The sequence below is a fragment of the Pantoea sp. y20 genome (assembly GCF_054903455.1).
The window spans coordinates 3612694-3639438 of record NZ_CM142816.1; the positions used below are offsets into that span (position 1 = coordinate 3612694).

A 26745-nucleotide genomic window follows, 5' to 3' on the forward strand; every position below is an offset into this window, starting at 1 on the left:
TATTTCTGGCGTCGACAAAACGAATTTTTTTGTAAACGAAACTTCAATAAACGTATGAATCAGGTAAGTTTATGCAAGGAGCGGAATGATGAGAAGGAACGATAAAAAGCATTATTAACAATTAAATAAGAGCGATTTTAAATGTGATATTTTCGGTGCAATTACAAAACAATACACGCAAAAATTATATGCCATTTTAGCGACGCTATAATTTAATCCTTATGAGCTGGGAGAATTCCTAATTAAAAAATTTATGATTAGTGCGATTCACTGCCATTCAGCAAATAAGACGAGATATTTCGCTATTCAGTTGCCATGAATTTAGTAAGAGATCAGGAAAACAGTGAGGGGAATAATAGTTACGGAGTTATGTAAATATTGATGGACCTGAAAAGGACATGAATGCGCCTGCCTAAGCAGACGCTATTTTACCTGACGAATTATTTACCGTTCCACGCTTTCATACGCGCTTCACGCACCTGCAGTTGCTGCTCAGGCGTGAGTTTGTTGTAGTTTTCCGCCATGCCACTTTCCCAGTCGCCATACAGCGGGTTCGGTAACACGATAAATTGGGTGCCAAAACGCTGATGATTAAGGCTAACGAACTGCTGACGCTGCGCATTTCCCTGATGCCAGGTTGAACCGCCAAAGTCATTCAGGTTGTCGCCCACATACAGCACCACGTTGTAACCGGCATTCTTCACCGCGTCGAAGCGCTCTTGCTTATTAGAATTGCCGGTGCTCAAGCGTACCGTTTTCTCGCTCACGCCGCTGAAGCCCAGCTTATTCAGGTTCTCCACCGTTGCGGCAAAATCTTTTTGGTCGCGGTTGGAGATATAGAACATAGTGCCGCCGTGGCTGTTGACGTAGTTGGCAAACTCCACTGCGCCCGGAACGGCCGTTGCCTGACGCGCCTGCGTCCACGCTGACCAGGTTTTACCCGAGAAGGGCTGGCCGTTTTTCGCCTGCCACGCGCTGTAGGCGCTGTTATCAATCATCGTTTCATCTAAATCGACGATAACCGCTTTCGGTTTACCCGCCAGCGATGGCGCCTGATCGAAGGCCATGCGCGCGCTGTTAAACGCCTGCCAGCTTAATGCCTGATATTCGCCAGATTGCTGGAACCAGTTCACTGCCAGTACCGATTGCTGGCCGAGCTGCTGCTGAGCCTGCTGTTTAGAAGGCTGCGCACAACCGGTTAATGCCAGCGCCATTAAGCCGGATGCCGCCAGCAAGGTGGTTTTCTTCATCATTTCATCCTTAAGTGATTAGGGTCAGTTTTTGTAAAGCTTTAAAAATGTAGCAGTTAACGTAAGCTGTGGGCAGCAGAAAGCAGCGGTTTGGTGAGAGGAGACACTTATGGTACAGCACCCCCACAGCGGTCCACGATCAAGACTATTGGATGACTTTTCCTGGCTGGAATACGCCTTTCAGCCGGCTGGCCAGCCCGTTCCGGCAGAGGCGGCTTATGGTCAACAGCGTCACAGCGCCAATGTGTTGCTGGCAAGCCAAAACATCCCGCCTAAGCGTTGCGAATCGGATGGCTTGATTGGCGAAGATCATCTGCCGGTCGCGGTGTATACCGCCGATTGTCTGCCGGTGTTATTTGCCGACCCGCAACAACAGCAGGTTGCGGCGGTGCACGCCGGATTAAAAGGCACGCTCGGTGGCGTATTGAACAACGCGATTGATCGTCTGCTAGAGCGCGGCGCCAGCCGTGAAACGCTGCGTGTGGTAATCGGTCCAGCGATCGGGCCGTGCTGCTATGAACTGGGTAACGATCTGGTGACACAGATGCAGGATCGTCACGATCTTCCGCCGTTACCCTATTCCACCCAGCAGCCGCACAACGCACAAGCGATCCGTCCGCAGCCGCAGGCCCAGCAGGATGGAATCTGGTTTGATCTGCCTAACCTGGCGCGAGGCTTGTTGTTACAGCGGGGAGTGGTGGCGGAACATATTGAAGTGCTAAACGTCTGTACCTACTGCATGGCGGAATCGGGTTCCAGCTATCGCTACAACACCCATTTTGACAGCGGCTATCAGTCACGTTTCTCGTGGATCCGCACGCGCGGTTAAGAGCTTCACGTCCTTGTGAAGCTTTATCGATCAGTGAATTATGGCATTGAGCGCCAACACGCCGGCTAAACCGAGAATCGAGATTAACGTTTCCATCACCGTCCAGGTTTTCAGGGTTTCCACCACGCTCAGGTTGAAGTAGCCCTTAAATAGCCAGAAGCCGGGATCGTTCACGTGTGAAGCGATCACGCTGCCGGAACCCACCGCCAGTACCATCAAGGCCGGATCGGCATGCGTGGCCGCGATAATTGGCGTCACAATACCGGCGGTGGTGATCGCCGCCACCGTGGCTGAACCCAGCGCCACGCGCAGCATTGCCGCAACCGTCCAGCACATCAGCAGCGGTGACAGTGACGATCCCTTCATCATATCGGCAATGTAGTTACCCACGCCGCTGTCCACCAGCACCTGTTTAAATGCACCGCCGCCCGCGATGATAAAGATGATCATGGCGATGGCGGCAATCGATTCGCCGCACATATCCATCACTTCTTCCATCTTACGGCCATTGCGCAGCCCCAACGTCAGTACCGCTATCACCACCGCGATAAACAGCGCCACTGCCGGATTACCGATGAATTCGAAGAACTGACGCAGCGCGTTCTCTTTCGGCGTGGTCAACTCGAAGACGGCGGCAATCGCCATCAGCACCACCGGAATCACTGCGGCAAAAATACTGATGCCGAAGCCTGGCATCTCCTCTTCCGTGAAGATTTTTGGGTTGTAGAGCCCTTCCGGCGGTGACTTCTCAAAGCTTTTAAGGAACTTCGAGAAAACCGGTCCGGCAATAATCACCGTTGGAATGGTGATGATCATGCCGTAGAGCAACGTGGTACCGAGATTGGCGCCAAAGATAGTGGCAATCGCCGTTGGGCCAGGATGCGGCGGCAGGAAGCAGTGAGTGACCGAGAGCGCGGCGACCATCGGCACGCCGACGTACAGCAGCGGCAAACCGGCAGCCGCCACAATAGTGAACACCAGCGGCAGCAACAGTACGAAGCCAACTTCATAGAACATCGCCAGGCCGACGATCAGTCCGGTCACCACCAGCGCCCATTGCAGCCGCTCTTTACCAAAAGCGGCGATCAGCGTGGTAGCCACGCGTTGTGCGGCACCGGTATCGGAAACCAGCCGCCCGAGCATGGCGCCGAAGCCGAGGATCATGGCTAATCCGCCCAGCGTCGAGCCGATACCTTTCTGGATCGAGGCCATTACATTCAGTGGCGTCATGCCTTCGGCAATACCGACCACCGCCGAGACAAATACCAAAGCAATGAAGCCATTGACCTTAAATACAATCATCAACACCAGCAGCAGTATCACACCCAGCACAATGATGGTTATTGGCATTTTTATTATCCTTAGGAATACAGAGGGGTGATTAAGGTTTAGGCGCGGGCCGATGATAATGCCAGCCGCGCCCGGTCATCACACGGCGACGCGCATGCCACCGTCAACGAACAGCAGATGCCCGTTAACGAAGTTCGATGCACTGGAAGCAAGGAACACTGCCGCGCCAATCAGCTCTTCCGGTTTGCCCCAGCGAGCGGCTGGCGTGCGCTTGGTTAGCCAGCCGGTAAAGGCAGGATCGTCAGCCAGCGCCTGAGTCATCTCCGTGACGAAATAGCCCGGCGCAATGGCGTTCACCTGAATATTGTGACGCGCCAACTCCACGCACATGCCGCGCGTCAGCATAGTCACCGCGCCTTTGGAGGCCGCGTAAGGCGTGATGGTGTCGCGCCCTAATTCGCTCTGCATCGAACCGATATTGATGATTTTACCCTGCTGACGCTCGACCATTTTTTTCGCCACGGTTTGCGAAACCAGGAATACGGCGGTCTGGTTGACCGCGATGACGTCATTCCAGTCCTGCTCCGGGAATTCAAGGAACGGCCGACGACGCTGGATGCCAGCATTATTCACCAGCACATCAATCGCGCCCCACTCCGCTTCGATCTCATCTACCGCCTGTTTTACCTGCGCCGATTGCGTGACATCAAACGCTTTGGCGTGCGCGCGTAAGCCCAACTCACGCAGCTGCGCCGCGCCCTTCTCTGCGCCTTCGTGCGTGGTGGCGTTGACGATCACGTCAGCACCGGCTTCCGCCAGGCCGCGCGCCAGCAGATATCCAATGCCGCGCGCCGAACCGGTCAGCAGCACACGCTTGCCTTTGAGGGAAAATAACTGGCTCATCACTGCTCCTTAAAAGGTTAACTGGACTTTAGCGGCACGGGTTTTATCGCCGGCAAACTGCAGCGCGGCATCGATATCCTGCAAGGCATACTCACCGCTGAACAGCGGCAACGGGTTTACCACGCCGGTGGCCAGCCATTCGACGGCGGTGTTGAATTCATGAGTGAAGCGGAAGGAACCGACCAGATTAATCTCTTTGGCAATCAGCGCCATGATCGGGAAATTGGGAATGGTGCCGCCCATGCCAACCTGCACCAGCGTGCCTTTGGCGCATACCACATCAAGGCAGCGCTGCAGCGAAGAAGGATGGCCGGAGGCTTCAAACGCCACATCGAAATAGCCTTTGTCGGCAAGATAGGGCGCGAAATCGCCGTCGGCGGCATGAATCACCTCACTTGCGCCCATCTGCAGCGCCATCTCCAGTGAACGTTCGCTGATATCGCTGCACAAAATGGAGGCCGCGCCGCGCGCTTTGGCCGCCGCCGCAATCAGGCAGCCAATCGGACCCACGCCTGAGATAAACACGTGCTTGCCGTTAAGATCACCTGCCTGCTGCGTGGCGTGAATACACACCGCCAGCGGCTCAGCGAACACCATGACCGTTTCATCAGCATCCTGCGGGAACGGCACGCATTGCGCGCTATCCACCACTTTGTATTGGGTAAAACCGCCATCAACGTGCGGCACATACATGGCGCTGCCGAAGAAGCGCATGGTGGTGCACTGGTTTTCCTGATCGCGCTGGCAATATTTGCACGCGCCACAAGGCTTAGAGGGATTTACCGCGACTTTTTGTTGGGGTTTAAGAGCTGGATTGTCGCTCTCCACCACATAACCAATCACTTCGTGGCCCAGGATCATCGGCATTTTGATCTCGAAACTGCCGACCTTGCCTTCCTGATAGTAATGCAGATCGGATCCACAAATGCCGCCACGCGTGATACGCACCAGCGTACCTTTGCCGTCCCATTTCACCTGCTGCTGCGCAACGCTGACTTGTTTTTTTCCAGTGATCACGCCGGATTGCGTTTCGATATTCATAACGTCCCCATAAGTGCTGTAGCAATGGGGGCCATCAGACCGGGTTATGCGGCTTAAAACTGTGATGAACATCACCTAAAGACATGTTACGGAAAGCTGTTACCTGGAACGTGAAGTCTGCGATGCCGAAGAGGAAACAGGCGGCCGTAAGTGGCCGCCTGTGAAGAGAATTAATAGCCTGACATCAGGTCATGGCTGTATTTGAACAGCTCAGAATCCGAACGTAAACCGAGCTTTTTCAGCGCCGATTGTTTCTGCCCGCTCACGGTTTTACGACTGCGTTTAAACTTCACGGCAATTTGCGACACGCTCAAACCATCGAGAAAACAGCGCACCACTTCAACTTCACGCGGGCTGAGGGTTTTCACCTTCTCATACATATTGCCTTTGCTGCTGAAATCGAGGCTGTCATCCAGCGACTCTTCGCTCATGACATAGAGATTTTCAACCTCGTAAGCGACTTCTTTAGACAAGAACAAACGGCCCTGCGCCACCTGACGAATCGCATGGGTAATTTCCTGCATATTGTGGCTTTTACCAATAAAGCCCTTCACGCCTGCGCTTAACACCATTTTGACGATGGCCGGACTCTCCATTGAAGAAGAGATCAGAATTTTTTGCTGGGGATAATGATTACGCAGTTGCTTCACCAGCGCCAAACCATCCAGTTCACGTTCACCCAGCAGGAAATCCAGTACCAGCACATCAACTACGGTACTTCTTAGCTGATTAAATAATTCATTACTTGAAGCCCAGGTTCCCACCAAATGAATATCGGGCTCATGTTTTAAACACAACTCGAAAACGGTACGAACCATGGGGTGATCATCAAGGACAGCCACACGCACTTGTTTATTATGTGCATATACCATTTATTTATTCCTTTATTACAGCATTAACTTTGTCCAATTCTGACTATCACACCCGCTTCAATAAATAAATGGTGTCGATTACAACAGCTGTGAAAAATAGCCTTCACAACATCAGAATTCTAAATCGATAGCGTCACCCTAATAGCGGTCATTTTCATATACCCCTTTTAGGTTTATATTTTTCCGTGATAGATTCTTACTTGCCTGCTCACGTAAAAGTGGGAAAAGTCTGACTTAACTCCTTAACAAGACCACATAAGAATTGTCTTGAAAGAAAAGGAGCAATCTAACCAACTGAATAAGCTAAGAAATGAACATCATATAGTTACATCGTCATCACCCTCTCTCTTTCGCTAAAAATCAAATATTTGAGAATGGTCGCAAAATTTCAACAGTAAAAGAATAGAACGAGCGAAAGATAATAATATCTTTATAATCCCTGGTCCCAATAGATATTAATGGATACCTTAAGAAGGCAGCGTGCTAATTAATCTTACTACTTTTCGCTTGTTGGCCTTATTTTTTCTGGCTTTAGTTTCATGTTCATTAATAGCATCAGAGAAAAAACTGCAATTACTGGCGCGATATGATGTAGCTCAACCTGCTTTACAACTGGCTGAACCAATCTCTTCGGAGTTTCGTCATCACGTTCTCAAAGTTGCTGTCGCTGGGCAACCACAACCGCCCCTTTTTATGGATATAGATACGCGACGATTCGAAGGCGTGAGTGCGGATTATCTCTCTCTGATTCAGAATATGCTGGATACCACAATAGAAATCCATTATTACGCCAGCCATAGCGCGGCCCAGGAAGCCGTAACCAGCGGAGAAATGCAACTATTAGCGATCTATGTAGAACCCCCCTCAGTATCAGAGCCGCAAACCTTGATCGCCAGCGACCCCTGGATGCTGGATTATGCAGCGATCGGTTTTAAGTCTGGGCAGAACGCTCCATTAAAAATTGATGAACCCAATCGCATGGCCTGGTCTGGTTCAGCGTTGATGCGTGCACATTTAGAAGAGACTTTTAAGAGCGACCTTTTAGTTCGCTTTCCTGGTTACTACGATGCTGTCGCAGCAACAGCATTTGGCCAAACAGAGCGTGTATGGGGCAATGCCGCCACACTTACACACCTTAATCGCTTCATGTTCGCAAATGGGCTGGAAATAACCAAAGATAACCACGCTATTCCGATGAATTTCAGCTTTGGCATTAGCCCGCGTTATCCACAACTTGCCGAAGCGATTAATTTTGCCTTAACACAAATTCCTCTCTCTATTCGCATGCAGATAGCGAAGCGCTGGCAACTGGATACGTACCATGTGCTGCAGCGTAATCCGCTTGCACTCAAGCATGAAGAGGAGAAATGGCTACAGGCACACCCGCGTATTAACACCGCACTACCGCAAACCCTCGCTCCACTCAGCAGTCGCAACGGAAGCATGCCGTTTCGCGGCATGATCATTGATGTTTTAGATCTGATAGCCAACCAAAGTGGCATTACATTTAATTCAGAAGTTCAGGAAGAAAGTGGACGTAACCAAACCGATAAGCATTTTCCACATCTGTATGCGCTTGAGATGCTTACCCCGGATATGCCCCCTCAGTTAATAACCCGCCCATGGCTGGTTTCACACTGGGTCATTATTCGCCATAAACGCCCTCGGAATATTATGGCTCGGGATCCTTTTCCCTTTGGCTCGGCTCTCATGCTGAACAATCGGCAGATGAAGGATTGGATGCTTCTGCATTATCCCCATCTGAACCTCGCCTATATCAATGATCCTTTGCAGGCCTTGCGTGAATTGCAGGCGCATGAAATTGATGCGGTAGTGATGCCAAAGATTTTTGTGGATTATCTGCTCCACAACCATTACGCAGATGACCTGATTATTGAAACCACGTTGGGTGCAGACCCGGCACGTTTTGTCATGCGTGTTGAACCCGGTAATGAAACGCTGATTAGCATTCTCAATAAAGCCTTGATCGCGATTCCTCCCGAAACCATGTTCAAGTTGCTGGCACATTGGCGTCAGTCAGAGATGCCGTTCCTCAGTGCTTCATGGCAGAGTTACAAACAAGTTATCTTGCTGATTGTGTCGGTCTCGACCGGATTAATAGCCCTTATTTTGCTGTGGAACCGTCATCTGCGGAAGGTTATTCAGCAGCGTATTCAGGCTGAAAATGCATTGAAAAATCAGCTCAATTTCACCCATACACTCTTCAATGACTCGCCCGTTGCCATGTATATCCGCGACAAACAAACCCGATTAGTGGATTGCAACAATGCCTACCTACGTTTTATGGATTTCCAGCGAGAAGATGTCATCGGTAAACGACTGTCGGACGTTCTCACTGGCAATAACGCCAGTATTCACAGTATTGAAGATGGCTATCAAAAAACCTTAGTGGATGGCGAAGCCGTCATGCGCGACATACATATGGATTTTGAACAGCGAACATTCCAGCTTTATCACTGGATACTGCCGTTTCGCGATCGGCACGGTGATGTCGCAGGTGTTATTGGGGGCTGGCTGGATGTCACTGAACGCAATGCGCTGCTGCAGGAGTTACAACTCGCCAAAGATGTGGCTGATAAAGCCAACCGCTCCAAAAGTGAATTTCTTGCCAGCATGAGCCATGAAATCCGCACGCCACTGCATGCCATGATTGGCTTACTGGAGCTCGAAACTCGCTTGCAACCGGCTGATTCACTCTCAGAGAACATCCGTGTTGCGTACCATTCGGCACGCGCGTTGCTGTCATTGATTGGCGATATTCTCGATTTGTCGAAAATCGAGTCCGGCCTTTATCAACCAACGTTAGAAACGGTCTACCTTCCTGATGTTCTCGATCAAGCGGTTACGCTATTCCGTAATAAAGCAGAGATTAAGGGACTTGAACTGCGGGTAGAGATGGATATTGCTGCTTACTGGGTGAAAACAGACCCATTGATGCTGAATCAAATTCTCTCCAATCTATTGAGCAACGCCATTAAGTTTTCCGATTACGGCACTGTCACTGTTGTGCTCATGCAGGGCATTGCGCAGGAGGAGGACGGTTGTGAATTCGTGATCGAAGTTAGCGATCAAGGTTGTGGCATGACGGAAGACCAACAGCACGCCATCTTCGAACCTTTTGTGCAGGTGGGCGATCGTCAGCAGCAGCAAATTGGCACCGGATTAGGATTAAGCATTTGTCGTAATCTGGCGCATTTACTGGATGGTGAGCTGATTGTGGAAAGTGCGCCAGGGGAAGGCGCGGTGTTCTCTTTTTATTTCCGTGCCTTGCCCGGGGAACCGCAGGATCAAACACAGCCTCATTTGTCGCAGCCGCTGATCTCCGACAAGCTCTCCGTGATGATCATCGACGATCACGCACCCAACCGATTACTGCTTGGGAAACAGCTTGAACTGGCTGGCCATCAAGTCATGGTGAGTGAAAGTGCGGCAGAAGCACTGACATTATGGCAGCAGGATCCATTACGTTTCGACCTCATCATCACAGACTGTAATATGCCGGGCATGAACGGCTTTCAGTTCGCTGAAGCGCTGCGTCTATACGAGCATGAGCATCAGTTAACACCGATCATGCTATTCGGCCTGACTGCATCGGCTGAGCAGCATATTATGCAACGCTGCCTTCAGGCGGGAATGAACGATTGTCTTTTCAAGCCGCTGGATTTAGAGAGCTTACTTGCTCAGGTTGCACGTTGTACCCGGCGTAGCGCCATAAAACCCGAAATCCAGGCCCCGCCGGCAGCGAGTATCTCCTCCTTCCCACAGCTGTTAACACAACTGGCCGAACAGGATAGTGAAGGTTGTCTGGTGTTACTCAACAGCATACGAACCAGCCACGATGAGTTGTTGGTATCACTTCAGCAAACCGATGATGCCAGCGCCCTGTCAAAGCTGGGTCACAAATTAAAAGGAGGAGCAGCAATGCTAAATGCTCCAACGTTGACTGAACTGGGCCGCAAGTTGGAGAAACACCGCGAAGAAGCCCTCGATCCGCAAGCGTTAATTCAGCAGATTGTCGAGGAAATGAAACGTGTTAATGAATCCTTGCAAGAATTTGAGAAACATCGCCTGAAAAATCATCAAGATTTATAGAATCATAATCTTATCGAGACATTTCTCGGTTCGCCCTATTAATCTGCCGGACATAATGGCCGTCAACGTCATCATTACGGTGCCGTTAAAGGGAGAGATATGTTTAATGCAAAAATCCTCATCGTTGATGAGCATCGTTTGGTTGCCGCCGGCGTGCAGGCTTTATTATTAATGAATGGCTTTAATTGTGTCACTACTGCGCACACAATTAACGATGGTATTGATGATATCATTCATCACCACATCGACATACTAATATTAGATCCTGACTTTAAAGAAAAAAATGGCATCGCATTTTTACGCGATATCGTCAAATCAAAGACGTGGATGAAAGTCATACTGATTAGTCAGGATGGCAATAACCACCTTTCTATACAGTCACTTAGCCAGGGTGCGAATGGGTTCGTGTCAACTTACGATCCCATTCAAACACTGATCGCCGCCATTGGCTGCGTTTCTAATAATGTGAATTATCTACCGGGCGACATTCTGGATAAACGTCAGCGTTATGCGAATGAGCAAGATATGCTTTCTCGCCTGACTGACCGTGAAAATTTAATTTTGCGACAGCTCGCACAGGGGAAGTCCAATAAAACCATCGCTTGCGAATTGGGATTAAATAATAAAACAATCAGCACTTATAAAACAAAGATATTCCAAAAACTCGAGTCAAAAAACCTGGTTGATATCATCGAACTTGCACGTCGCAATGGGGCTTGTTGAAAGAAAAATCAAGACTAGTCTTGCTGATTAATAACGTTATGGCGTGGCATGATATGCCTTGTCCTAACCCCGGACAGTTTTTAAAAAGATTGAGTTATAAAGGAATTAATAACCACAGAGCTAATTTATTAGCCCCTTCTTCATGCTATTACAGGGCGAGTAGGTTTCTTCCCGTGCCTGCCGAAAGAAGTCCGATACTTTCGTCTGCGACTTACCGCCCTGCTTTTTTTTGATACTTCTCACAGGCTGAACGCCACACACTTCCTTCCCTGCAAAATCCCGCTAGAGTTCACTCATCCGACCACTCTCTGAGTATGTGATTATGTCTGAGCATTATGCCCACCTGTTCGCCCCGCTGGATTTGGGTTTCACCCAGCTTAAAAATCGTTTCCTGATGGGTTCGATGCATACCGGACTGGAAGAACACGCTGAGGGCGCAGAGCGTCTGGCCGCTTTTTACGCTGAGCGAGCGCGTGAAGGCGTGGCGCTGATTGTCACTGGCGGTATCGCGCCCAATCCGCAAGGCGTGGTGGCACAAGGCGGAGCGATCCTCAACCAGGAAAGTCAGTGCAACTGGCACCGTATCATCACCGATGCGGTGCATGCAGAAGGCGGGAAAATCGCGCTGCAAATTCTGCATGCCGGGCGCTACAGCTATCAGCGTGACCTGGTTGCCCCATCGGCATTACAGGCGCCGATCAATCCTTTTACGCCACAAGCGCTCAGCGATGCGGATATTCAGCAAACCATTCAGGACTTCGCGCACTGCGCCAAACTGGCGCAACAGGCCGGCTATGACGGCGTGGAGATCATGGGCTCGGAAGGTTATCTGATTAACCAGTTTCTGGTGGCGCACACCAATCAGCGTGAGGATGACTGGGGCGGCGATGTGACGCGACGCCAGCGCTTCGCGTTAGCGGTGACGCAAGCGGTGCGTGATGCCGTCGGCAGCGACTTCATCATTATCTTCCGCCTGTCGATGCTCGATTTGGTCAATAACGGCAGCTCGCTGGAAGAGACGCTTTCACTGGCGCAAGCGTTGGAGCAGTGCGGCGTTACGCTGTTTAACAGCGGCATTGGCTGGCATGAAGCGCGCATTCCCACCATCGCCACCTGCGTGCCGCGTGCTGGTTTTGCCTGGGTCACGCAGCACCTGCGCGAGCGCGTATCGGTGCCGGTCATCGCCACCAATCGCATCAACCATCCCGATGTCGCTGAACAGCTTTTGCGTGATGGCATCACTGATATGGTCTCGATGGCGCGCCCTTTCCTCGCCGATGCGGCTTTCGTCCGTAAAGCCGAAACCGGCCAGCCCGATGCCATCAACACCTGCATTGCCTGTAATCAGGCCTGCCTCGATCAAATCTTTGTTGGCAAAATCACCTCTTGTCTGGTGAATCCGCGCGCCTGCCACGAAACGCTGATGCCGGTGATTGCCACCAAGCAACCGAAACAGCTGGCGGTGGTGGGTGCGGGACCCGCGGGTATGGCGTTCGCGCTGCAGGCGGCGCAGCGCGGCCATCAGGTCACGCTTTACGAGGCCGATGCGCAAATTGGTGGGCAGTTTAATATCGCCCGACAGATTCCCGGCAAAGCTGAATTCAGTGAAACGCTGCGCTATTTCCGTTACCAACTTGCTGCCGCAGGCGTAACGATTAAAACGGAACATCGCGTCAGCGCTGACGAACTGGCAGCCGCTGACGAAGTAATCATCGCTACCGGTATCTTGCCGCGCCAGCTGACGATTCCTGGCATCGATCATCCCAGCGTGCTGAGCTACCTTGATGTGATACGCGATAAAAAACCGGTGGGAAAACGCGTGGCGATTATCGGCGCGGGCGGCATTGGTTTTGATACCGCCGAGTTTCTGCTGCATCAAACCAGCCATGACGATTTTTACCAAAGCTGGGGCATCGACCGCAGCCTGCAGGCGCGAGGCGGTTTGATTGCGCCACAGCCACAGCCCGCCGATCGGCAAATCTGGCTGCTGCAGCGCAAATCCGGCAAGCCGGGCGCAGGCTTAGCGAAAACCACCGGCTGGATCCACCGCGCCAGCTTGCAGGCGCACGGCGTGCAGATGTGGGGCGACGTCGAATATTTGCAGATTGATGACGCCGGATTACATCTGCGCCATCAGGGCGAAGCGATGACGCTGCCGATAGATAACGTGGTGATTTGTGCCGGGCAGGAACCGCTGCGCCTGCTGGCGGACCAGCTCAGCGCGCGTGGCAAATCCGTACGTGTGATTGGGGGTGCGGATGTGGCGCAGGAGCTGGATGCTCGCCGCGCTATCGCTCAGGCGACCGAACTGGCGCTGAGTGTGTAATTAGCGCAGTTTGACCGAACGCAGTACCACGAACTTGGCGTTGGACGCCACCAGCTCGCAGTTGCCAAACAGCTTTTTCATTTTGACGTGATAACCGAGGTGGCGGTTGCCGACGATGCGCAACTCGCCGCCATACTGCAGGCAGCGTTTCGCATCACGCAGCATTTGCCATGCCAGATGATCGGTCACCGCGTGCTGCTGATGGAATGGTGGATTGCACAGCACCGCGTGCAGGCGATCGGACGGGAAGCCACTCAGCACGTTGTTAACGCGAAACTGACAGCGCGCCATATCCTGCGGACGGTTCACTTCCACGTTCAGTTTGCTTGATGCCACCGCCATGTAGGATTCATCATAAAACAGCACGTCCGCGTTTGGGTTCTGTTCCAGTGCCAGCAAGCCAATCACGCCGTTGCCACAACCCAGGTCGAGAATCTCACCTTCAATGTCAAAAGGCAGATGCTGCATAAAGAAGCGTGCGCCCAGATCCAGCGACGCGCGGGAAAACACGTTGGCGTGATTGTGGATCTGGTACTCAGAATCATCCAGCGGCCAAACGGTGGTGGCGGGCTGATCCGCTAATTGCGGCGCAGTGAAGCGGCTGTAAATCAGACGCGCTTTTTTCCACGCCAGCGAGGTTTTGCTCTCGCCGAGGATGCGCTCGAACAGTTGCAGCGTGGAGTTGTGAATATCTTTGGCCTTCGCCGCCGCCAGAATCAGCGTGTCCGGCGTGACCACTTCGCGCAGTGCACGCAGTTGATGCTCGAGCAGCGCCAGCGCTTTGGGGATTTTGATCATCACCACCGCCGGTGCGGCCGGCAATGGCGCCAGGCTATCGAGAAAATGCACCTGATCTTCATCCATCTCATTGAGTCGCAGATTCTGTTTTGCCGCCTGTTCGCTCAGCAGCGAATCGCTGACGTGCCACACCGGACGTGCTCCCAACCCGCAAGTCAGCGCGCCAAAGCTGTCGTTGAACACCAAAACCGGTCCCTCAGGCAGCGCTTGCTGCAACAGGTATTCATCGGCGGAATCCCACGCCTGTAGCGGGCTTTCCTCACGCATTGGCGGGAAGCGGTGCAGCGTCAGCGTGCGATTGGTCAGTTCAAGTTGGCTCATGGAATCTCCGGCGTGGTACACTTTGCGCGATTTTCGCCCTAAAAAGGGGGCGCAGTATACTGTCTTTCGCCGGGAATCCCAATGTCATTAATCTATCTGCAGGGCTACCCTGAAAACATCCTCGAGCAGGTTCAGACGCTGATCGAACATGAGCGCTTAGGGGCCTTTCTCCAGCAACGCTATCCCGATACGCACAATATCGTCAGCGACCGCGCGCTCTATGATTACACGCAGGCGCTGAAAAACCGCTATATGCGCAGCGCACCGCCGGTGAGCAAAGTGATTTGGGACAATAAAATCAAGGTGATGAAGCACGCGTTGGGGCTGCACACGGCGATTTCGCGCGTGCAAGGCGGCAATCTAAAAGCCAAAGCGGAGATTCGCATCTCCACTTTCTTCCGCCTCGCACCGGAAGCGTTTTTGCGCATGATCGTGGTGCACGAGCTGGCACACCTGAAAGAGAAAGAGCACGACAAAGCGTTTTACCAACTCTGCTGCCACATGGAACCGGATTATCACCAGCTGGAATTTGACGCCCGCTTGTGGATGACCGATCAGGCGATGCGCGGCAACGCGGCTTAAAGAAACTCCTGCGCTTTTTGGATCAGGCTGGTTTTGGTCAGTGCGCCCATAAAACGGCGCTCCTGCGGATTATTTAGCACCGGCAGGCGTTCAAGCGTGACGCGGGCAAAGGCTTCCCAGCCTTCGCGCATGCTTTGATTCTGATAAATGCAGGGAAAGTTATTGTCCATCACGCTACTGACTGGCGAATGCAGCGTGATCTCCTGCGACAACACCTTGCGTGAGATATCGTGTATCGACACCACGCCGAGAAATTGCCCTTCACTATTAATCACATAGACATAACGTTCCCGCTTGAGCGAGCTCACCGCCAGCGCCTGACCTACTGACTCTTCTGGCTGCAACGCCGCGCCGGGAATGATCAACTGATCGACACGCATGTTATCGAAATCATACTTGGCTTCGGAACGACTGAAATGGCTGCTCACCACCGGATAAGTGCTGGATGATTGCAGGCGATACACCACCATCGAGGCCAGCACTGACGCGATCATAATCGGGAACAGCAGGCTACTATTCAGCGTCATCTCAAGCACCATCAGCATCGCCATTAACGGTGCCTGGCTGACCGCCGCCAGCACCGCCGCCATGCCGATGGCCGCATACAGCAAAGTATTGCCGACCGGTAAATGCAGCATCACACCCATCTGCGCCAGCGCCACGCCGAGCAGTGCGCCGATCAATAAGGAAGGGGTAAACAGCCCGCCCACCGCGTTGGAACCCACCGACAGCGTGGTCGCCAGCGTTTTTAGCACCAGCAATCCCAGTAATCCCATCAGTAGATATTGGCCATCAATGATTTTCACGATCACTTCGTAACCGTTACCGAGAATATCGGTGGAGATCAGCGCCAAAAAGCCCACCGCTAATCCACCGGTGCCGAGCCGCAGCGGCAGCGAACGCACGCGGCCAAACAGCGCCTTGCTGCGCGCAATCAGTTTGATCAGCAGCCAGCCGGCGATACCGGCGACAAAACCAATCAGCAACGTCATCAGCAAACTGCTGATATCCATCTGGAATAGCGCTTCGGATAACGGATATAGCGCGCTGCGAAAACCCAGCGACCACATGGTCATCACCGCCACCGCCGACGAGACAATTAGCGGAATCAAGCGTTGCAGCGCCGAGATGCCAAAAGCGATCTCCGCGACAAATATCGCCGACGCCAACGGGGCGTGATACACCGATGAAAGCCCGGCAGCAGCGGCCATCGCCACGATATCGCTGTTACGCAGATTCAGCGATTTCGGCAGCCAGCGCCCAATTAAACTGCCGCTAAGCGCCGATAGCTGCACCATCGGCCCCTCTTTACCAATCGACGCGCCGCTGCCGATGCTGGCCATCGATGACAGCGCACGGAACAGCGAGGTTTTGGTTGGTACCGCATCGAGCCGCGCGTTGATCACCTCCAGATAATCGGTCTGCACCGTTTCCTGTTTCTCAATCGCCACCGCATAGCGCAGGAAAAAACCGGCCAATACGCCGCCCGCGCCCACCAGCAGCGGCCAGAAGATCCATGGCCAGACATGCATCGCCACGGTGATTTCACTGTCACTGTTGAACAGCAGATAATTGATCAATTCAATTACGCCGCGAAAGGCCAGCGTCACTAGCGAGGCCACACATCCAACGGGGATGGCGATCAGTAATGTGGTCCAGTTCAGAGCATGTTTACTTCCACTCACCCGCGCGTCCCCGCTAAGTCGGTTAAAAAGTTGTGCGGCATCATCATATTGGAATGCGGATCTCAGGATCAAATTTCGCCTGCCTGGCGCTCAGATGAACATGTTACTCTGCCGTTTTACTTTAGCAGGAGAGCAGCACGTGATTCGTTTCGCCATCGTGGGAACCAACTGGATTACCCGCCAGTTTATCGACGCCGCGCATGAAACCGGCAAAATGAAGCTGAGCGGCGTCTATTCGCGTAATCAGCAGCAGGCCGACGCGTTTGTGGTGGATTATCCCTGCAAGCTGACCTTCACCTCTCTGGATGAGCTTGCCGCCAGCAGTGAGATCGATGCGGTGTATATCGCCAGTCCGAATGCGCTGCACAGTGAACAGGCGATACTGTTTATGTCACATGGCAAGCATGTGATTTGCGAGAAGCCGATGGCGTCTAACCTGCGTGAAGCCGAGGCGATGATTGCCTGCGCGCGCCAGCATCAGGTGGTGCTGTTCGAAGCCTTTAAAACCGCCAGCCTGCCCACCTTCCTGCAACTGCAAAAAACGCTGCCGCAATTGGGCAAACTGCGTAAAGCCTTGATCAACTATTGCCAGTATTCCTCGCGTTATCAGCGCTATCTGGATGGCGAGAACCCGAATACCTTTAATCCTCGCTGGTCGAATGGCTCGATGATGGATATCGGCTTTTACTGCCTTGCCGCCGCTGTCACCTTATGGGGTGCGCCACAGCAGGTCAAGGCGCAAGCTTCCCTGCTGGAAAGTGGCGTTGATGCGCATGGCGTGGTGGTGCTGGGCTACGGCGATTTTGATGTCACGCTGCTGCACTCAAAGGTCAGCGATTCACTGATCCCGAGTGAAATTCAGGGCGAAGCGGGATCGCTGGTGATTGAAAAGATCTCCGAGTGCCAGCAACTGCGCTTTATCCCGCGCGGTGGCGAGAGCCAAAACCTGACGCAGCCGCAGCACATCAATACCATGCTGTATGAAGCCGAAACCTTCGCCAAATTGGTGGAAGCCGGTGAAGTTGAGCATGCGGCCTTAGAAAACTCACGTATTACGGCGCAACTGCTCACGGAAATCCGTCGCCAGACCGGCGTGGTATTCCCGGCGGATCAGACTGAAGTGTAAATATTGCAAAACATTTCCAGAGCCCTCTTGAAAGCGATTATCGAACTCCGTATGTTTAGCGCTGCAAAGGGGAGTAACTTCTACGCTGATTGATCGTCATTACGATGCGCCACGCAATATGCGTTACGCATCCGGTCGTCAGGCAACCCGGAATCTATTCTGAGTTGTAAGTGAGACCTTGCCGGAAGGCGAGGTTTGCTTGCAGCACGATCAAAGCGGCTGACGTCTTCTGACTTCAGCCGCTTTTTTATTTCTGGAAAAGGATACGACTATGCACTCAGTTGGCACACCGTTACTTTGGGGCAGCTTCGCTGTCGTAGTGCTCATCATGCTGGCGATCGACCTGCTATTACAGGGCCGACGCGGCGCACAGACCATGTCATTCAAACAAGCAGCGGTCTGGTCGCTGATTTGGGTGTCAGTTTCACTGCTGTTCAGCGCCGCCTTCTGGTGGTATCTCGACGGCACCGCCGGACGTGAAGTCGCCACCGCGCAAACCCTCGCTTTCCTCACTGGCTACGTTTTAGAGAAAGCGCTGGCGGTGGATAACGTCTTTGTCTGGCTGATGCTGTTTAGCTACTTCGCTGTACCGGCCAACCTGCAGCGCCGCGTGCTGATTTATGGCGTATTGGGCGCAATTGTGCTGCGTACCATCATGATCTTTGCTGGCAGCTATTTGGTTACTCAGTTCAGCTGGATCCTTTACGTGTTCGGCGCCTTCCTGCTGTTCACCGGCCTGAAAATGGCGCTGGCGAAAGAGGAAGATGACAGCACGGTGGGCGACAAACCGGTGGTGCGCTGGCTGCGTAAACATCTGCGCATGACCGATAGTCTGGACGGCGAGAAGTTCTTCACCCGCAAAAACGGTGTGCTGTTTGCTACGCCGCTGCTGCTGGTGCTGATCATGGTTGAACTAAGCGATGTGATTTTCGCCGTGGACAGCATTCCCGCGATCTTCGCGGTGACCACCGATCCGTTCATTGTGCTGACTTCCAACCTGTTCGCGATTCTTGGCCTGCGCGCCATGTACTTCCTGCTGGCTAACGTGGCGGAGCGTTTCTCGATGCTGAAATATGGCCTGGCGATTGTGCTGGTGTTTATCGGTATCAAAATGCTGATTGTCGAGTTCTATCACATTCCCGTCGGCATCTCGCTGACGGTGGTGGGTGTAATTCTCGGCGGTACGCTGCTGATCAACGCCTGGGTAAACCACAGAAACGACCAGAAGAAGATCTCACCATAATCTTCTGCAGGGGCGCTAATCGCCCCTGCTTTGTTTCGCCAGTGGCAACCTTCACCTTTTATATATCTGTCACACTTCCCATCATCAGCAGATCAAAAAACCGATCTGCTGCGCATGCACAGAATTATCTCTTTCCTCATAAGCTCTTTTCCTTATACTCCGCCGGGCAAACCGTTGTGCGTGGTGGAACCGCGCACAATACTCATGACCGCGAATATAAAAAGACTGTGATATGCAAAACAACTTTATTGGACGTCTGGGCGCACTGTTCGCAGGAAGCCTGGTAAAACAAATCATGATCGGCCTGGTGGCGGGCGTGGCGCTGGCGTGGTTCTCACGCGATGCCGCACTGGCCGTTGGCTTGCTGGGTGAGCTGTTCGTGCGTGCGCTAAAAGCCGTCGCGCCGCTGTTGGTTTTGGTGCTGGTAATCTCTTCGATCGCTAACCATCAGCAGGGACAAAAAACCAATATCCGCCCGATTATCATGCTGTATCTGCTCAGCACGTTCTTTGCTGCGGTTGTGGCGGTGATCTTCAGCCATCTGTTCCCTCAGACGCTGTCGATGAACGTCGGCGCCACGCAAATTACGCCGCCGTCGGGTATTACCGAAGTGCTGCACGGTTTGCTGATGAGCATGGTGTCGAACCCGATTGAAGCGCTGATGAACGCCAACTACATCGGTATTTTGGTGTGGGCGCTGGGATTGGGGCTGGCGTTTCGTCATGCCAGCCCAAGCAGCAAAGCGTTTCTTAACGACGCGTCCAATGCCGCGACCTGGGTCGTGCGCTGTGTGATCCGCTGTGCGCCGCTGGGGATTTTTGGTCTGGTGGCTTCCATCCTCGCCTCAACCGGCTTTGACGCGCTGTGGGAATACGCCAATCTGCTGGCGCTGCTGCTCGGCTGCATGCTGATTATGGCGCTGGTAATCAACCCAATGCTGGTGTTCCAGAAGATTCGCCGCAACCCGTATCCGCTGGTGTTTACCTGCATGCGTGAAAGTGGCGTCACCGCGTTCTTCACCCGCAGTTCAGCGGCTAACATTCCGGTCAATATGGCGCTGGCGAAACGTCTCAATCTGGATGAAGACACGTATTCCGTGTCGATCCCGCTGGGTGCCACCATCAGCATGGCTGGCGCATCCATCACCATCACCGTGTTGACACTGGCGGCAGTACATACGCTGGGTATTGCGGTGGATGTTCCAACCGCCATTCTGTTGAGTCTGGTGGCGTCACTGTGTGCTTGTGGCGCATCCGGTGTGGCCGGCGGTTCGCTGCTGCTGATCCCGGTAGCCTGCAACATGTTTGGTATTCCGAATGATTTGGCGATGCAGGTAGTAGCGGTGGGCTTTATTATTGGCGTGCTGCAGGATTCCGCCGAGACCGCGCTGAACTCCTCGACGGATATTCTGTTTACCGCGGCCGTATGCCAGGCCGAAGCCGAGCGCCAGCCGCGTCGTACGGTGTCAGAATCGGAGTAAGGTAAGGTTTTTGAATAGGTCGCCATTCATGGCGACCTGGTTTTACAAGGTCACACCGCTTTTAAAGATGGCTAACTCGCGAAAATCATTAGTTTCGTTGCGCGCGGGTTGGCCATTGGCAATCGCCACAATCATATCGACGAAGTCCGCCAGCATCTCCGCCATACTCATCCCTTCAAGCAAACGCCCGGCATTAAAATCGATCCAGTGCGGCTTCTTCTCGGCGAGCTGCGTATTGGTGGCGATCTTCACCGTCGGCACAAAACCGCCGTACGGCGTGCCGCGTCCGGTGGTAAACAGCACCATATGACAGCCAGCGCCCGCCAGCGCGCTGGTTGCAACCGCATCGTTGCCCGGCGCACTTAACAGATTCAGTCCCGGTGTATGCAGGCGCTCACCGTACTTCAGCACATCCACCACCTGACTTTGTCCGGCCTTCTGCGTACAGCCGAGCGACTTCTCCTCCAGCGTGGTGATGCCGCCCGCTTTGTTGCCGGGTGATGGATTTTCATAGATCGGCTGCTGGTGATCGATAAAGTAGCGCTTGAAGTCATTTATCATCGCCACGGTTTTTTCAAAGGTGGCTTCATCGCGGCAGCGACTCATCAAAATGCGCTCTGCGCCAAACATCTCCGGCACTTCGGTCAGCACCGTGGTGCCGCCGTTGGCAATCATCTGGTCGGAGAAACAGCCCAGCATAGGATTGGCGGTGATGCCGGAAAAACCATCCGAACCACCGCACTCCAGACCAAACTTTAGCTCGCTGAGTTTGCCCGGCTGACGCTGATCCGCGCGCATGGCACGATAGAGTTCGTGCAGACGTTCCAGCCCCGCTTCCACTTCATCATCCTGCTTCTGGCACTCCATGAACTGCACGCGTTCGCTATCGAAGCCACCGAGCGTTTCACGAAACACATCAACCTGATTGTTCTCGCAGCCAAGCCCAATCACCAGCACCGCGCCGGCATTGGGATGGCGCACCATGTTCTGCAACATGGTGCGGGTGTTCTCGTGATCCTGCCCAAGCTGCGAACAGCCAAACGGATGGCTGAACAGATGCACGCCGTCAATGCCTTCGGCGTCATTGGTCTCTTTCATAAAGCGCGTCAGGATTTGCCGCGCGATGCCGTTGACGCAGCCCACGGTGGGCAGGATCCATAACTCATTACGGATGCCCACTTCCCCGCTGGCGCGACGATAGATCTGCACGTCGCGATCGCCAGCTTGCGGCGGCAGATCGAGAAAATCGGGTTGATAGTCATACTCATCCACGTCGCTTAGGTTGGTGCGCGCATTGCTGGAGTGAATGATCTCGCCGGCCGCAATCGGCTGAGTGGCGTGCGCGATCGGCAAACCGTATTTGATCACCAGCGCGTCGGTGGCTAAAGGCTGCAGCGCAAACTTATGGCCGCGCCCAACCTCCTGCTGCAAGATGATCGCCTGTTGATTGATTTCGACCTGGGTATTGGCTGGCAAATCGCGCAACGCCACAGCAACGTTGTCGCGTGAATGGATTCTAATGGCATCTTGCATAGCGTTATCTCAGTTGTGTCAACGCCGTCCGCATCCCGTGGACGATGATGTTTTGCAGGTGTTGGCTGACCGCAGCCACTAATCCGGGCTGCTGAGTGAGATCTTCGCCCCAGTGATTGGCGTCGCTGAGTACCGCACGCACCAACTGTTCTGGAGTCTGTTTATCGTTATTTACTGCTGACCACAGTTCAGCGAAACGCTGCAGCCACTGTTCGTCGTCCTGCAGCGGCCAGTGACGTTTGCCCTCTGCACCACGATAAAAGGCCAGCAGCGCGGCAAAGGCGAAGGTCAGCCGCACAGGCCATTGCCCGTTTTGCTGCTGCGACAACAACAATTGCGGCAGCAAACGGGTGCGGAATTTGGTCATGCCGTTAAGGGCGATGGAGAGCAACGCATGGCGGATAAAGGGATTGCGGAAGCGACGCTGCACCGCGTCGGCAAAGGCGTGCAGCTCGTCGCGCGGCAGATCCAGCGTGGGGATCACCTCATCGCGCAGCAGCGCATCGACAAAGCCAGCCATCTGCGCATCATCCATCGCCTCTCCCACGCTCTCCAGCCCGGCCTGAAATGCCACCGGCACCAGCGCGGTGTGCGCGCCGTTAAGGATCGCCACCTTTTGCGCTTTGTACGGTGTGATGTCCTCCACCAGCTTCACTTCCGGTGCCAGCGCGTGCAGCTGCAGCTCCTGCGCCAGTGCATTTGGTCCCTGAATCACAAACTGGTAATAGACTTCGCCCGCCACCAGATAGCGATCTTCGTAGCCTAATGACGCTTCGATCGCCGCGCTATCCGCCGGATAACCGGTGACAATGCGATCCACCAGCGTGTTATAGAACGCGCAGTAATCCTGCACCCAGCGGGCAAACGCCGGCGGCAGCTGCCAATGCTGGCTGTAGCGCAGCACCAGCTCACGCAGCGTGTCGCCGTTGTAATCGATCAGTTCACAGGGCACCACCAGCCAACCTTTATCACTGGCACCGGCAAAATGGTTGAAGCGCGCCCACAGCAGCTGCGTCAGCTTGCCGGGGAAGGATGAGGCGGGCGTGTCGTCCAGCCGATCCTGCTCCGCAAAGGCAATGCCGGCTTCTGTGGTATTGGAGAAGACAAAGCGCATTTGCGGTGCGCGTGCCAGCGCGAGAAACGCATCAAACTGCTGATACGGCTGGATTTCACGATTCACGCTGCGGATCAGGCGGGCTTCACTCACCTGCTCGCCCGCCGCATTGAGTCCGCGAATCAGCGTGGTGTATAAGCCATCTTGCTGATTCAGCGTCTCTTCCACCACGCGGTTGCGCGGCCGCACCACCACCACGCCCGCATCGGTATTGTGATGCTGATTAAGCCAGTCGAGCTGCCAGTCGATAAAGGCGCGCAGGAAGTTGCCTTCACCAAACTGGATAACGCGCTCGCTGTAGTGCGCGCCAGGAAAATCGTGACGGTTGAGTCGCTGCATTATCAGGCTCCCAGCTCAATACCGAAGTAATCGCGCGCATTGTTGAAACTGATGTTCTGTACCATCTGCCCTAACAACGCCTCGTCTTCAGGCGCTTCGCCCCGCGCCACCCAATTGCCGATCATCTGGCACAACAGACGACGGAAATATTCATGACGCGTGTAAGAGAGGAAGCTGCGGCTGTCGGTTAGCATGCCGACGAAGCGGCTCAGCAGGCCGATTTGCGCCAGCTGCGTCATCTGCCGCTGCATGCCATCCAGTTGATCGTTAAACCACCACGCCGAACCAAACTGCATCTTGCCGGGTTCGCCTTCACCCTGGAAATTGCCAGCCATGGTCGCCAGCACTTCGTTGTCGCGCGGGTTGAGGCAGTAAAGAATGGTTTTGGGCAGCGCGTTATTGCGGTTCTGCGCATCCAGCAGACGCGCCAGCGGAATCGCCAGCGGCGCATCGTTAATCGAATCGAAGCCCACATCCGGCCCGAGGTTATCGAACTGGCGGCGATTGGCGTTGCGCAGCGCGCCAATGTGATACTGCTGCGCCCAGCCGCGACGCGCATATTCGCTGCCGAGCCACACCAGCACGGCGGTTTTAAACTGGGCCGTCTCTTCAGCGGAAGGCGCTGCACCTTGCAGTCGGCGCGCCAGAATGCCATCCAGCGTGGCGTCATCCGCTTCCGCAAACACCACCACATCCAGCGCGTGATCGGAAATTTTGCAGCCATGCGCGGCGAAGTGATCGAGTCGCTGGCTTAAGGCGCGGCGCAGATCGTCAAAGCGCTGCACGTTAACATCCGCGACCTGCGCTAAGCGCTGAATCCACGGCAGGAAACTCTCCAGCTCAATGTTAAAGGCTTTGTCCGGACGCCAGCTCGGCAGCACTTTGACGTCAAAGCTGCTGTCCTGCGCCAGCTTGCGGTGATGCTGTAAGTCGTCGAGCGGATCGTCGGTGGTGCCGACCATTTTCACCTTCATCTGCTGCATGATGCCGCGCGCGCTGAAGGCGTCCTGCGCCAGCAGTTCATTGCACTGCTGCCAGATGCGATCTGCGCTCTGCTCATTCAGCAGCACATCGGTGATGCCAAAAGGGCGGCGCAATTCGAGGTGCGTCCAGTGATAGAGCGGATTGCCGATGGTATGCGGCACGGTACGCGCCCAGGCGTTAAATTTCTCACGATCGCTGGCATCGCCGGTGCATAACGCTTCCGGCACGCCGTTAGCGCGCATCGCACGCCATTTGTAGTGATCGCCTTTCAGCCAGATGTCATAGAGGTTGGTGAAGCGGTAATTATCGGCAATCTGCTGCGGCGGTAAGTGACAGTGATAGTCGAAAATCGGCTGGTCTTTAGCGTAGTCGTGGTACAGACGACGGGCGAACTCGGTGTCGAGTAGAAAATCCTCACTCATAAAACGCGACATACCTGCTTCCTCATTTTGTAGCCAGATGGCTTTTAACTAAAAGTTATCATACCAATTTAAACGGGCGGCAAAATTATTTGCGATCCGACTCACAATAATGACAGTTTCACTGTGGGTATATGGACGATTATGTTGCGGATAATGCATTAAATGGCTGTTTTAACGATCTTTAGCCCTAACACACACTGGCCGCAAGGTTTATGTGATGGCATTCAACTTTTAAAGCGGTATAACAAGTTAACCTCTCGCTCCGTTGCTAACGGGACTAATGGCATAGGCAAGGAACTGCGGGAGTGAACAGCACTGTTCACGTCTTCCCGCTCCAGATAACTACAGCGGTAAAACCGCAACGACAGACTGGACGAGGTTAATAATGCGTAAGATCAAAGGGCTACGCTGGTACATGATTGGGCTGGTGACGCTGGGCACCGTGCTCGGTTACCTGACGCGCAATACCATTGCCGTCGCTGCGCCCACGCTGGAAACGCAGTTGGGTATCACCACGCAACAATATTCTTATATCGTCGCCGCCTACTCGGCGTGCTACACCATCATGCAGCCGGTAGCCGGTTATGTGCTGGACATGCTCGGCACCAAAATAGGCTATGCAGTGTTTGCCGTGCTGTGGGCAATCTTCTGTGCGGCAACCGCGATGGCGGGCAGTTGGGGCGGCTTTGCGCTGGCACGCGGCGCGGTGGGTGCCGCCGAAGCAGCAATGATTCCCGCAGGCCTGAAAGCCAGTAGCGAATGGTTCCCTGCCAAAGAGCGTTCGGTGGCGGTGGGCTATTTCAACGTGGGCTCGTCGATTGGCGCAATGCTGGCTCCGCCGCTGGTGGTGTGGGCGATCATGGCGCACAGCTGGCAAATGGCGTTCATTATTACTGGCGTGCTGAGCATGGTGTGGGCCCTCTGCTGGCTGGTGTTTTATAAGCATCCTAAACAACAAACCAAGCTGAGCGATGAGGAGCGTCACTACATCATTGCCGGCCAGGAGTTGCAGCATCAAACCGGTAATAATAAGAAGATGTCGGCACGCCAGATCCTGCGCAATCGCCAGTTCTGGGGTATTGCGCTGCCGCGTTTCCTCGCCGAACCCGCGTGGGGAACGTTTAACGCGTGGATCCCGTTGTTTATGTTTAAGGTGTACGGCTTCAACCTGAAAGAGATCGCCATGTTTGCCTGGATGCCGATGTTGTTCGCCGATCTCGGCTGCATCGTCGGTGGCTACTTGCCGCCGCTGTTTCAGCGCTGGTTTGGCGTCAATCTCATCGTCTCACGCAAACTGGTGGTGACCATGGGCGCGGTGTTAATGATTGCGCCAGGCACCATCGGGTTGTTCACCAGCCCGTATGTGGCGATTGGGTTGTTATGCGTCGGTGGTTTTGCCCATCAGGCGCTTTCAGGCGCGCTGATCACGCTCTCTTCGGATGTATTTGGCCGTAACGAAGTGGCTACCGCCAACGGCTTAACCGGCATGGCGGCCTGGACGGCGAGCACCCTGTTTGCGTTGGTGGTCGGTGCGCTGGCCGATACGCTGGGCTTCAGCCCGCTGTTCGCGGCGCTGGCGGTGTTTGATCTGCTAGGCGCGGTGGTTATCTGGACGGTGCTGAAAAACCAGCCGGTTTCTGAACTCGACGATCAGCCTGCGGTGCAGTCCGCTGCAGTGCGCACCTAACCTTTCCGGGCTGGCATCGGCCAGCCCATTTCCTCTGTGCGGCTGAAGTGGTATAACAACTCAACTTTCTCCCACAGCGGACCG

General features: G+C 53.9%; 19 protein-coding genes. 9 read left to right on the forward strand and 10 right to left on the reverse strand.

The features are described 5' to 3' along the window. Positions 1 to 440: 440 nt before the first annotated feature. Positions 441 to 1250, reverse strand: a complete 810-nt coding sequence (locus tag ACYAC5_RS16675; protein WP_101762925.1) for a 5'-nucleotidase, lipoprotein e(P4) family — start codon at positions 1248 to 1250, stop codon at positions 441 to 443. Between the two features lie 109 nt (positions 1251 to 1359). Here ACYAC5_RS16675 and ACYAC5_RS16680 point away from each other — a divergent pair, with 109 nt between their 5' ends. Further along, positions 1360 to 2079 carry a purine nucleoside phosphorylase YfiH/LACC1 family protein gene (locus ACYAC5_RS16680; RefSeq protein ID WP_309833064.1) on the forward strand — a complete coding sequence of 240 codons (720 nt, stop codon included), beginning with the start codon at positions 1360 to 1362 and terminating at the stop codon, positions 2077 to 2079. Between the two features lie 30 nt (positions 2080 to 2109). On the opposite strand, the gene ACYAC5_RS16685 is transcribed toward ACYAC5_RS16680, so the two are convergent. From ACYAC5_RS16685 to ACYAC5_RS16700, 4 genes are all read right to left on the reverse strand, one after another. Next, complete coding sequence (locus ACYAC5_RS16685) at positions 2110 to 3429, reverse strand: gluconate:H+ symporter (protein ID WP_008103467.1); 1320 nt, start codon at positions 3427 to 3429, stop codon at positions 2110 to 2112. Between the two features lie 78 nt (positions 3430 to 3507). Continuing rightward, positions 3508 to 4272 carry a gluconate 5-dehydrogenase gene (idnO, locus tag ACYAC5_RS16690; RefSeq protein ID WP_309833061.1) on the reverse strand — a complete coding sequence of 255 codons (765 nt, stop codon included), beginning with the start codon at positions 4270 to 4272 and terminating at the stop codon, positions 3508 to 3510. A 9-nt stretch (positions 4273 to 4281) separates the two neighbouring features. Then, positions 4282 to 5313 carry an L-idonate 5-dehydrogenase gene (idnD, locus tag ACYAC5_RS16695; RefSeq protein WP_309833059.1) on the reverse strand — a complete coding sequence of 344 codons (1032 nt, stop codon included), beginning with the start codon at positions 5311 to 5313 and terminating at the stop codon, positions 4282 to 4284. Positions 5314 to 5483: 170 nt separating this feature from the next. Further along, complete coding sequence (locus ACYAC5_RS16700; RefSeq protein ID WP_008103473.1) at positions 5484 to 6185, reverse strand: response regulator; 702 nt, start codon at positions 6183 to 6185, stop codon at positions 5484 to 5486. Between the two features lie 480 nt (positions 6186 to 6665). Between ACYAC5_RS16700 and ACYAC5_RS16705 the strand changes: the two genes are divergently transcribed. The 3 genes from ACYAC5_RS16705 to ACYAC5_RS16715 all read left to right on the forward strand — a co-directional run bounded on the left by ACYAC5_RS16705 (position 6666) and on the right by ACYAC5_RS16715 (position 13347). Further along, positions 6666 to 10298: an ATP-binding protein gene (locus ACYAC5_RS16705; RefSeq protein WP_309833057.1), complete on the forward strand. Its 3633-nt coding sequence runs from the start codon at positions 6666 to 6668 to the stop codon at positions 10296 to 10298. Positions 10299 to 10397: 99 nt separating this feature from the next. After that, positions 10398 to 11021: a response regulator transcription factor gene (locus ACYAC5_RS16710; protein ID WP_192412225.1), complete on the forward strand. Its 624-nt coding sequence runs from the start codon at positions 10398 to 10400 to the stop codon at positions 11019 to 11021. A gap of 322 nt (positions 11022 to 11343) precedes the next feature. After that, positions 11344 to 13347 carry an NADPH-dependent 2,4-dienoyl-CoA reductase gene (locus ACYAC5_RS16715; protein ID WP_309833055.1) on the forward strand — a complete coding sequence of 668 codons (2004 nt, stop codon included), beginning with the start codon at positions 11344 to 11346 and terminating at the stop codon, positions 13345 to 13347. Here the strand turns inward: ACYAC5_RS16715 and rlmG are convergent, their stop codons facing one another. Next, positions 13348 to 14466: a 23S rRNA (guanine(1835)-N(2))-methyltransferase RlmG gene (gene rlmG, locus ACYAC5_RS16720; protein WP_309833052.1), complete on the reverse strand. Its 1119-nt coding sequence runs from the start codon at positions 14464 to 14466 to the stop codon at positions 13348 to 13350. 81 nt (positions 14467 to 14547) lie between these two features. Between rlmG and ACYAC5_RS16725 the strand changes: the two genes are divergently transcribed. Continuing rightward, positions 14548 to 15048 (forward strand): M48 family metallopeptidase, encoded by a 501-nt coding sequence (locus tag ACYAC5_RS16725; protein ID WP_101762916.1) that lies wholly within the window; start codon positions 14548 to 14550, stop codon positions 15046 to 15048. On the opposite strand, the gene ACYAC5_RS16730 is transcribed toward ACYAC5_RS16725, so the two are convergent. Continuing rightward, complete coding sequence (locus tag ACYAC5_RS16730) at positions 15045 to 16733, reverse strand: chloride channel protein (RefSeq protein ID WP_462062042.1); 1689 nt, start codon at positions 16731 to 16733, stop codon at positions 15045 to 15047. The two genes, ACYAC5_RS16725 and ACYAC5_RS16730, sit on opposite strands and share 4 nt — an antisense overlap. A gap of 139 nt (positions 16734 to 16872) precedes the next feature. Here ACYAC5_RS16730 and ACYAC5_RS16735 point away from each other — a divergent pair, with 139 nt between their 5' ends. The 3 genes from ACYAC5_RS16735 (at position 16873) to sstT (ending at position 20582) form a co-directional block, all read left to right on the forward strand. Continuing rightward, positions 16873 to 17859: a Gfo/Idh/MocA family protein gene (locus tag ACYAC5_RS16735; RefSeq protein ID WP_192412319.1), complete on the forward strand. Its 987-nt coding sequence runs from the start codon at positions 16873 to 16875 to the stop codon at positions 17857 to 17859. Positions 17860 to 18130: 271 nt separating this feature from the next. Next, positions 18131 to 19102: a TerC family protein gene (locus ACYAC5_RS16740; RefSeq protein ID WP_008103489.1), complete on the forward strand. Its 972-nt coding sequence runs from the start codon at positions 18131 to 18133 to the stop codon at positions 19100 to 19102. 232 nt (positions 19103 to 19334) lie between these two features. Continuing rightward, a complete protein-coding gene (gene sstT / locus ACYAC5_RS16745) occupies positions 19335 to 20582 on the forward strand; it encodes a serine/threonine transporter SstT (RefSeq protein ID WP_101762914.1) in 1248 nt (415 codons plus the stop codon). A gap of 42 nt (positions 20583 to 20624) precedes the next feature. Here the strand turns inward: sstT and ACYAC5_RS16750 are convergent, their stop codons facing one another. The 3 genes from ACYAC5_RS16750 to uxaC are packed head-to-tail and all read right to left on the reverse strand — an operon-like array spanning position 20625 to position 24986. Next, a complete protein-coding gene (locus tag ACYAC5_RS16750) occupies positions 20625 to 22115 on the reverse strand; it encodes a UxaA family hydrolase (protein ID WP_462062043.1) in 1491 nt (496 codons plus the stop codon). Between the two features lie 4 nt (positions 22116 to 22119). Next, positions 22120 to 23568, reverse strand: a complete 1449-nt coding sequence (locus ACYAC5_RS16755) for a tagaturonate reductase (RefSeq protein ID WP_462062044.1) — start codon at positions 23566 to 23568, stop codon at positions 22120 to 22122. 2 nt (positions 23569 to 23570) lie between these two features. Further along, positions 23571 to 24986 (reverse strand): glucuronate isomerase, encoded by a 1416-nt coding sequence (uxaC, locus tag ACYAC5_RS16760; RefSeq protein WP_462062045.1) that lies wholly within the window; start codon positions 24984 to 24986, stop codon positions 23571 to 23573. A 373-nt stretch (positions 24987 to 25359) separates the two neighbouring features. On the opposite strand from uxaC, the gene ACYAC5_RS16765 reads away from it, so the two are divergent. Further along, positions 25360 to 26661 carry an MFS transporter gene (locus tag ACYAC5_RS16765; RefSeq protein WP_101762910.1) on the forward strand — a complete coding sequence of 434 codons (1302 nt, stop codon included), beginning with the start codon at positions 25360 to 25362 and terminating at the stop codon, positions 26659 to 26661. The last annotated feature ends 84 nt before the right edge of the window (positions 26662 to 26745 follow it).

What these genes read in the sequence shown, in the direction of transcription:
- ACYAC5_RS16675 (WP_101762925.1), bottom strand. Translation starts at nt 1,250, where the DNA reads ATGAAGAAAACCACCTTGCTGGCGGCATCCGGCTTAATGGCGCTGGCA.
- ACYAC5_RS16680 (WP_309833064.1), top strand. Translation starts at nt 1,360, where the DNA reads ATGGTACAGCACCCCCACAGCGGTCCACGATCAAGACTATTGGATGAC.
- ACYAC5_RS16685 (WP_008103467.1), bottom strand. Translation starts at nt 3,429, where the DNA reads ATGCCAATAACCATCATTGTGCTGGGTGTGATACTGCTGCTGGTGTTG.
- idnO (WP_309833061.1), bottom strand. Translation starts at nt 4,272, where the DNA reads ATGAGCCAGTTATTTTCCCTCAAAGGCAAGCGTGTGCTGCTGACCGGT.
- idnD (WP_309833059.1), bottom strand. Translation starts at nt 5,313, where the DNA reads ATGAATATCGAAACGCAATCCGGCGTGATCACTGGAAAAAAACAAGTC.
- ACYAC5_RS16700 (WP_008103473.1), bottom strand. Translation starts at nt 6,185, where the DNA reads ATGGTATATGCACATAATAAACAAGTGCGTGTGGCTGTCCTTGATGAT.
- ACYAC5_RS16710 (WP_192412225.1), top strand. Translation starts at nt 10,398, where the DNA reads ATGTTTAATGCAAAAATCCTCATCGTTGATGAGCATCGTTTGGTTGCC.
- ACYAC5_RS16715 (WP_309833055.1), top strand. Translation starts at nt 11,344, where the DNA reads ATGTCTGAGCATTATGCCCACCTGTTCGCCCCGCTGGATTTGGGTTTC.
- rlmG (WP_309833052.1), bottom strand. Translation starts at nt 14,466, where the DNA reads ATGAGCCAACTTGAACTGACCAATCGCACGCTGACGCTGCACCGCTTC.
- ACYAC5_RS16725 (WP_101762916.1), top strand. Translation starts at nt 14,548, where the DNA reads ATGTCATTAATCTATCTGCAGGGCTACCCTGAAAACATCCTCGAGCAG.
- ACYAC5_RS16740 (WP_008103489.1), top strand. Translation starts at nt 18,131, where the DNA reads ATGCACTCAGTTGGCACACCGTTACTTTGGGGCAGCTTCGCTGTCGTA.
- sstT (WP_101762914.1), top strand. Translation starts at nt 19,335, where the DNA reads ATGCAAAACAACTTTATTGGACGTCTGGGCGCACTGTTCGCAGGAAGC.
- ACYAC5_RS16750 (WP_462062043.1), bottom strand. Translation starts at nt 22,115, where the DNA reads ATGCAAGATGCCATTAGAATCCATTCACGCGACAACGTTGCTGTGGCG.
- ACYAC5_RS16755 (WP_462062044.1), bottom strand. Translation starts at nt 23,568, where the DNA reads ATGCAGCGACTCAACCGTCACGATTTTCCTGGCGCGCACTACAGCGAG.
- uxaC (WP_462062045.1), bottom strand. Translation starts at nt 24,986, where the DNA reads ATGTCGCGTTTTATGAGTGAGGATTTTCTACTCGACACCGAGTTCGCC.
- ACYAC5_RS16765 (WP_101762910.1), top strand. Translation starts at nt 25,360, where the DNA reads ATGCGTAAGATCAAAGGGCTACGCTGGTACATGATTGGGCTGGTGACG.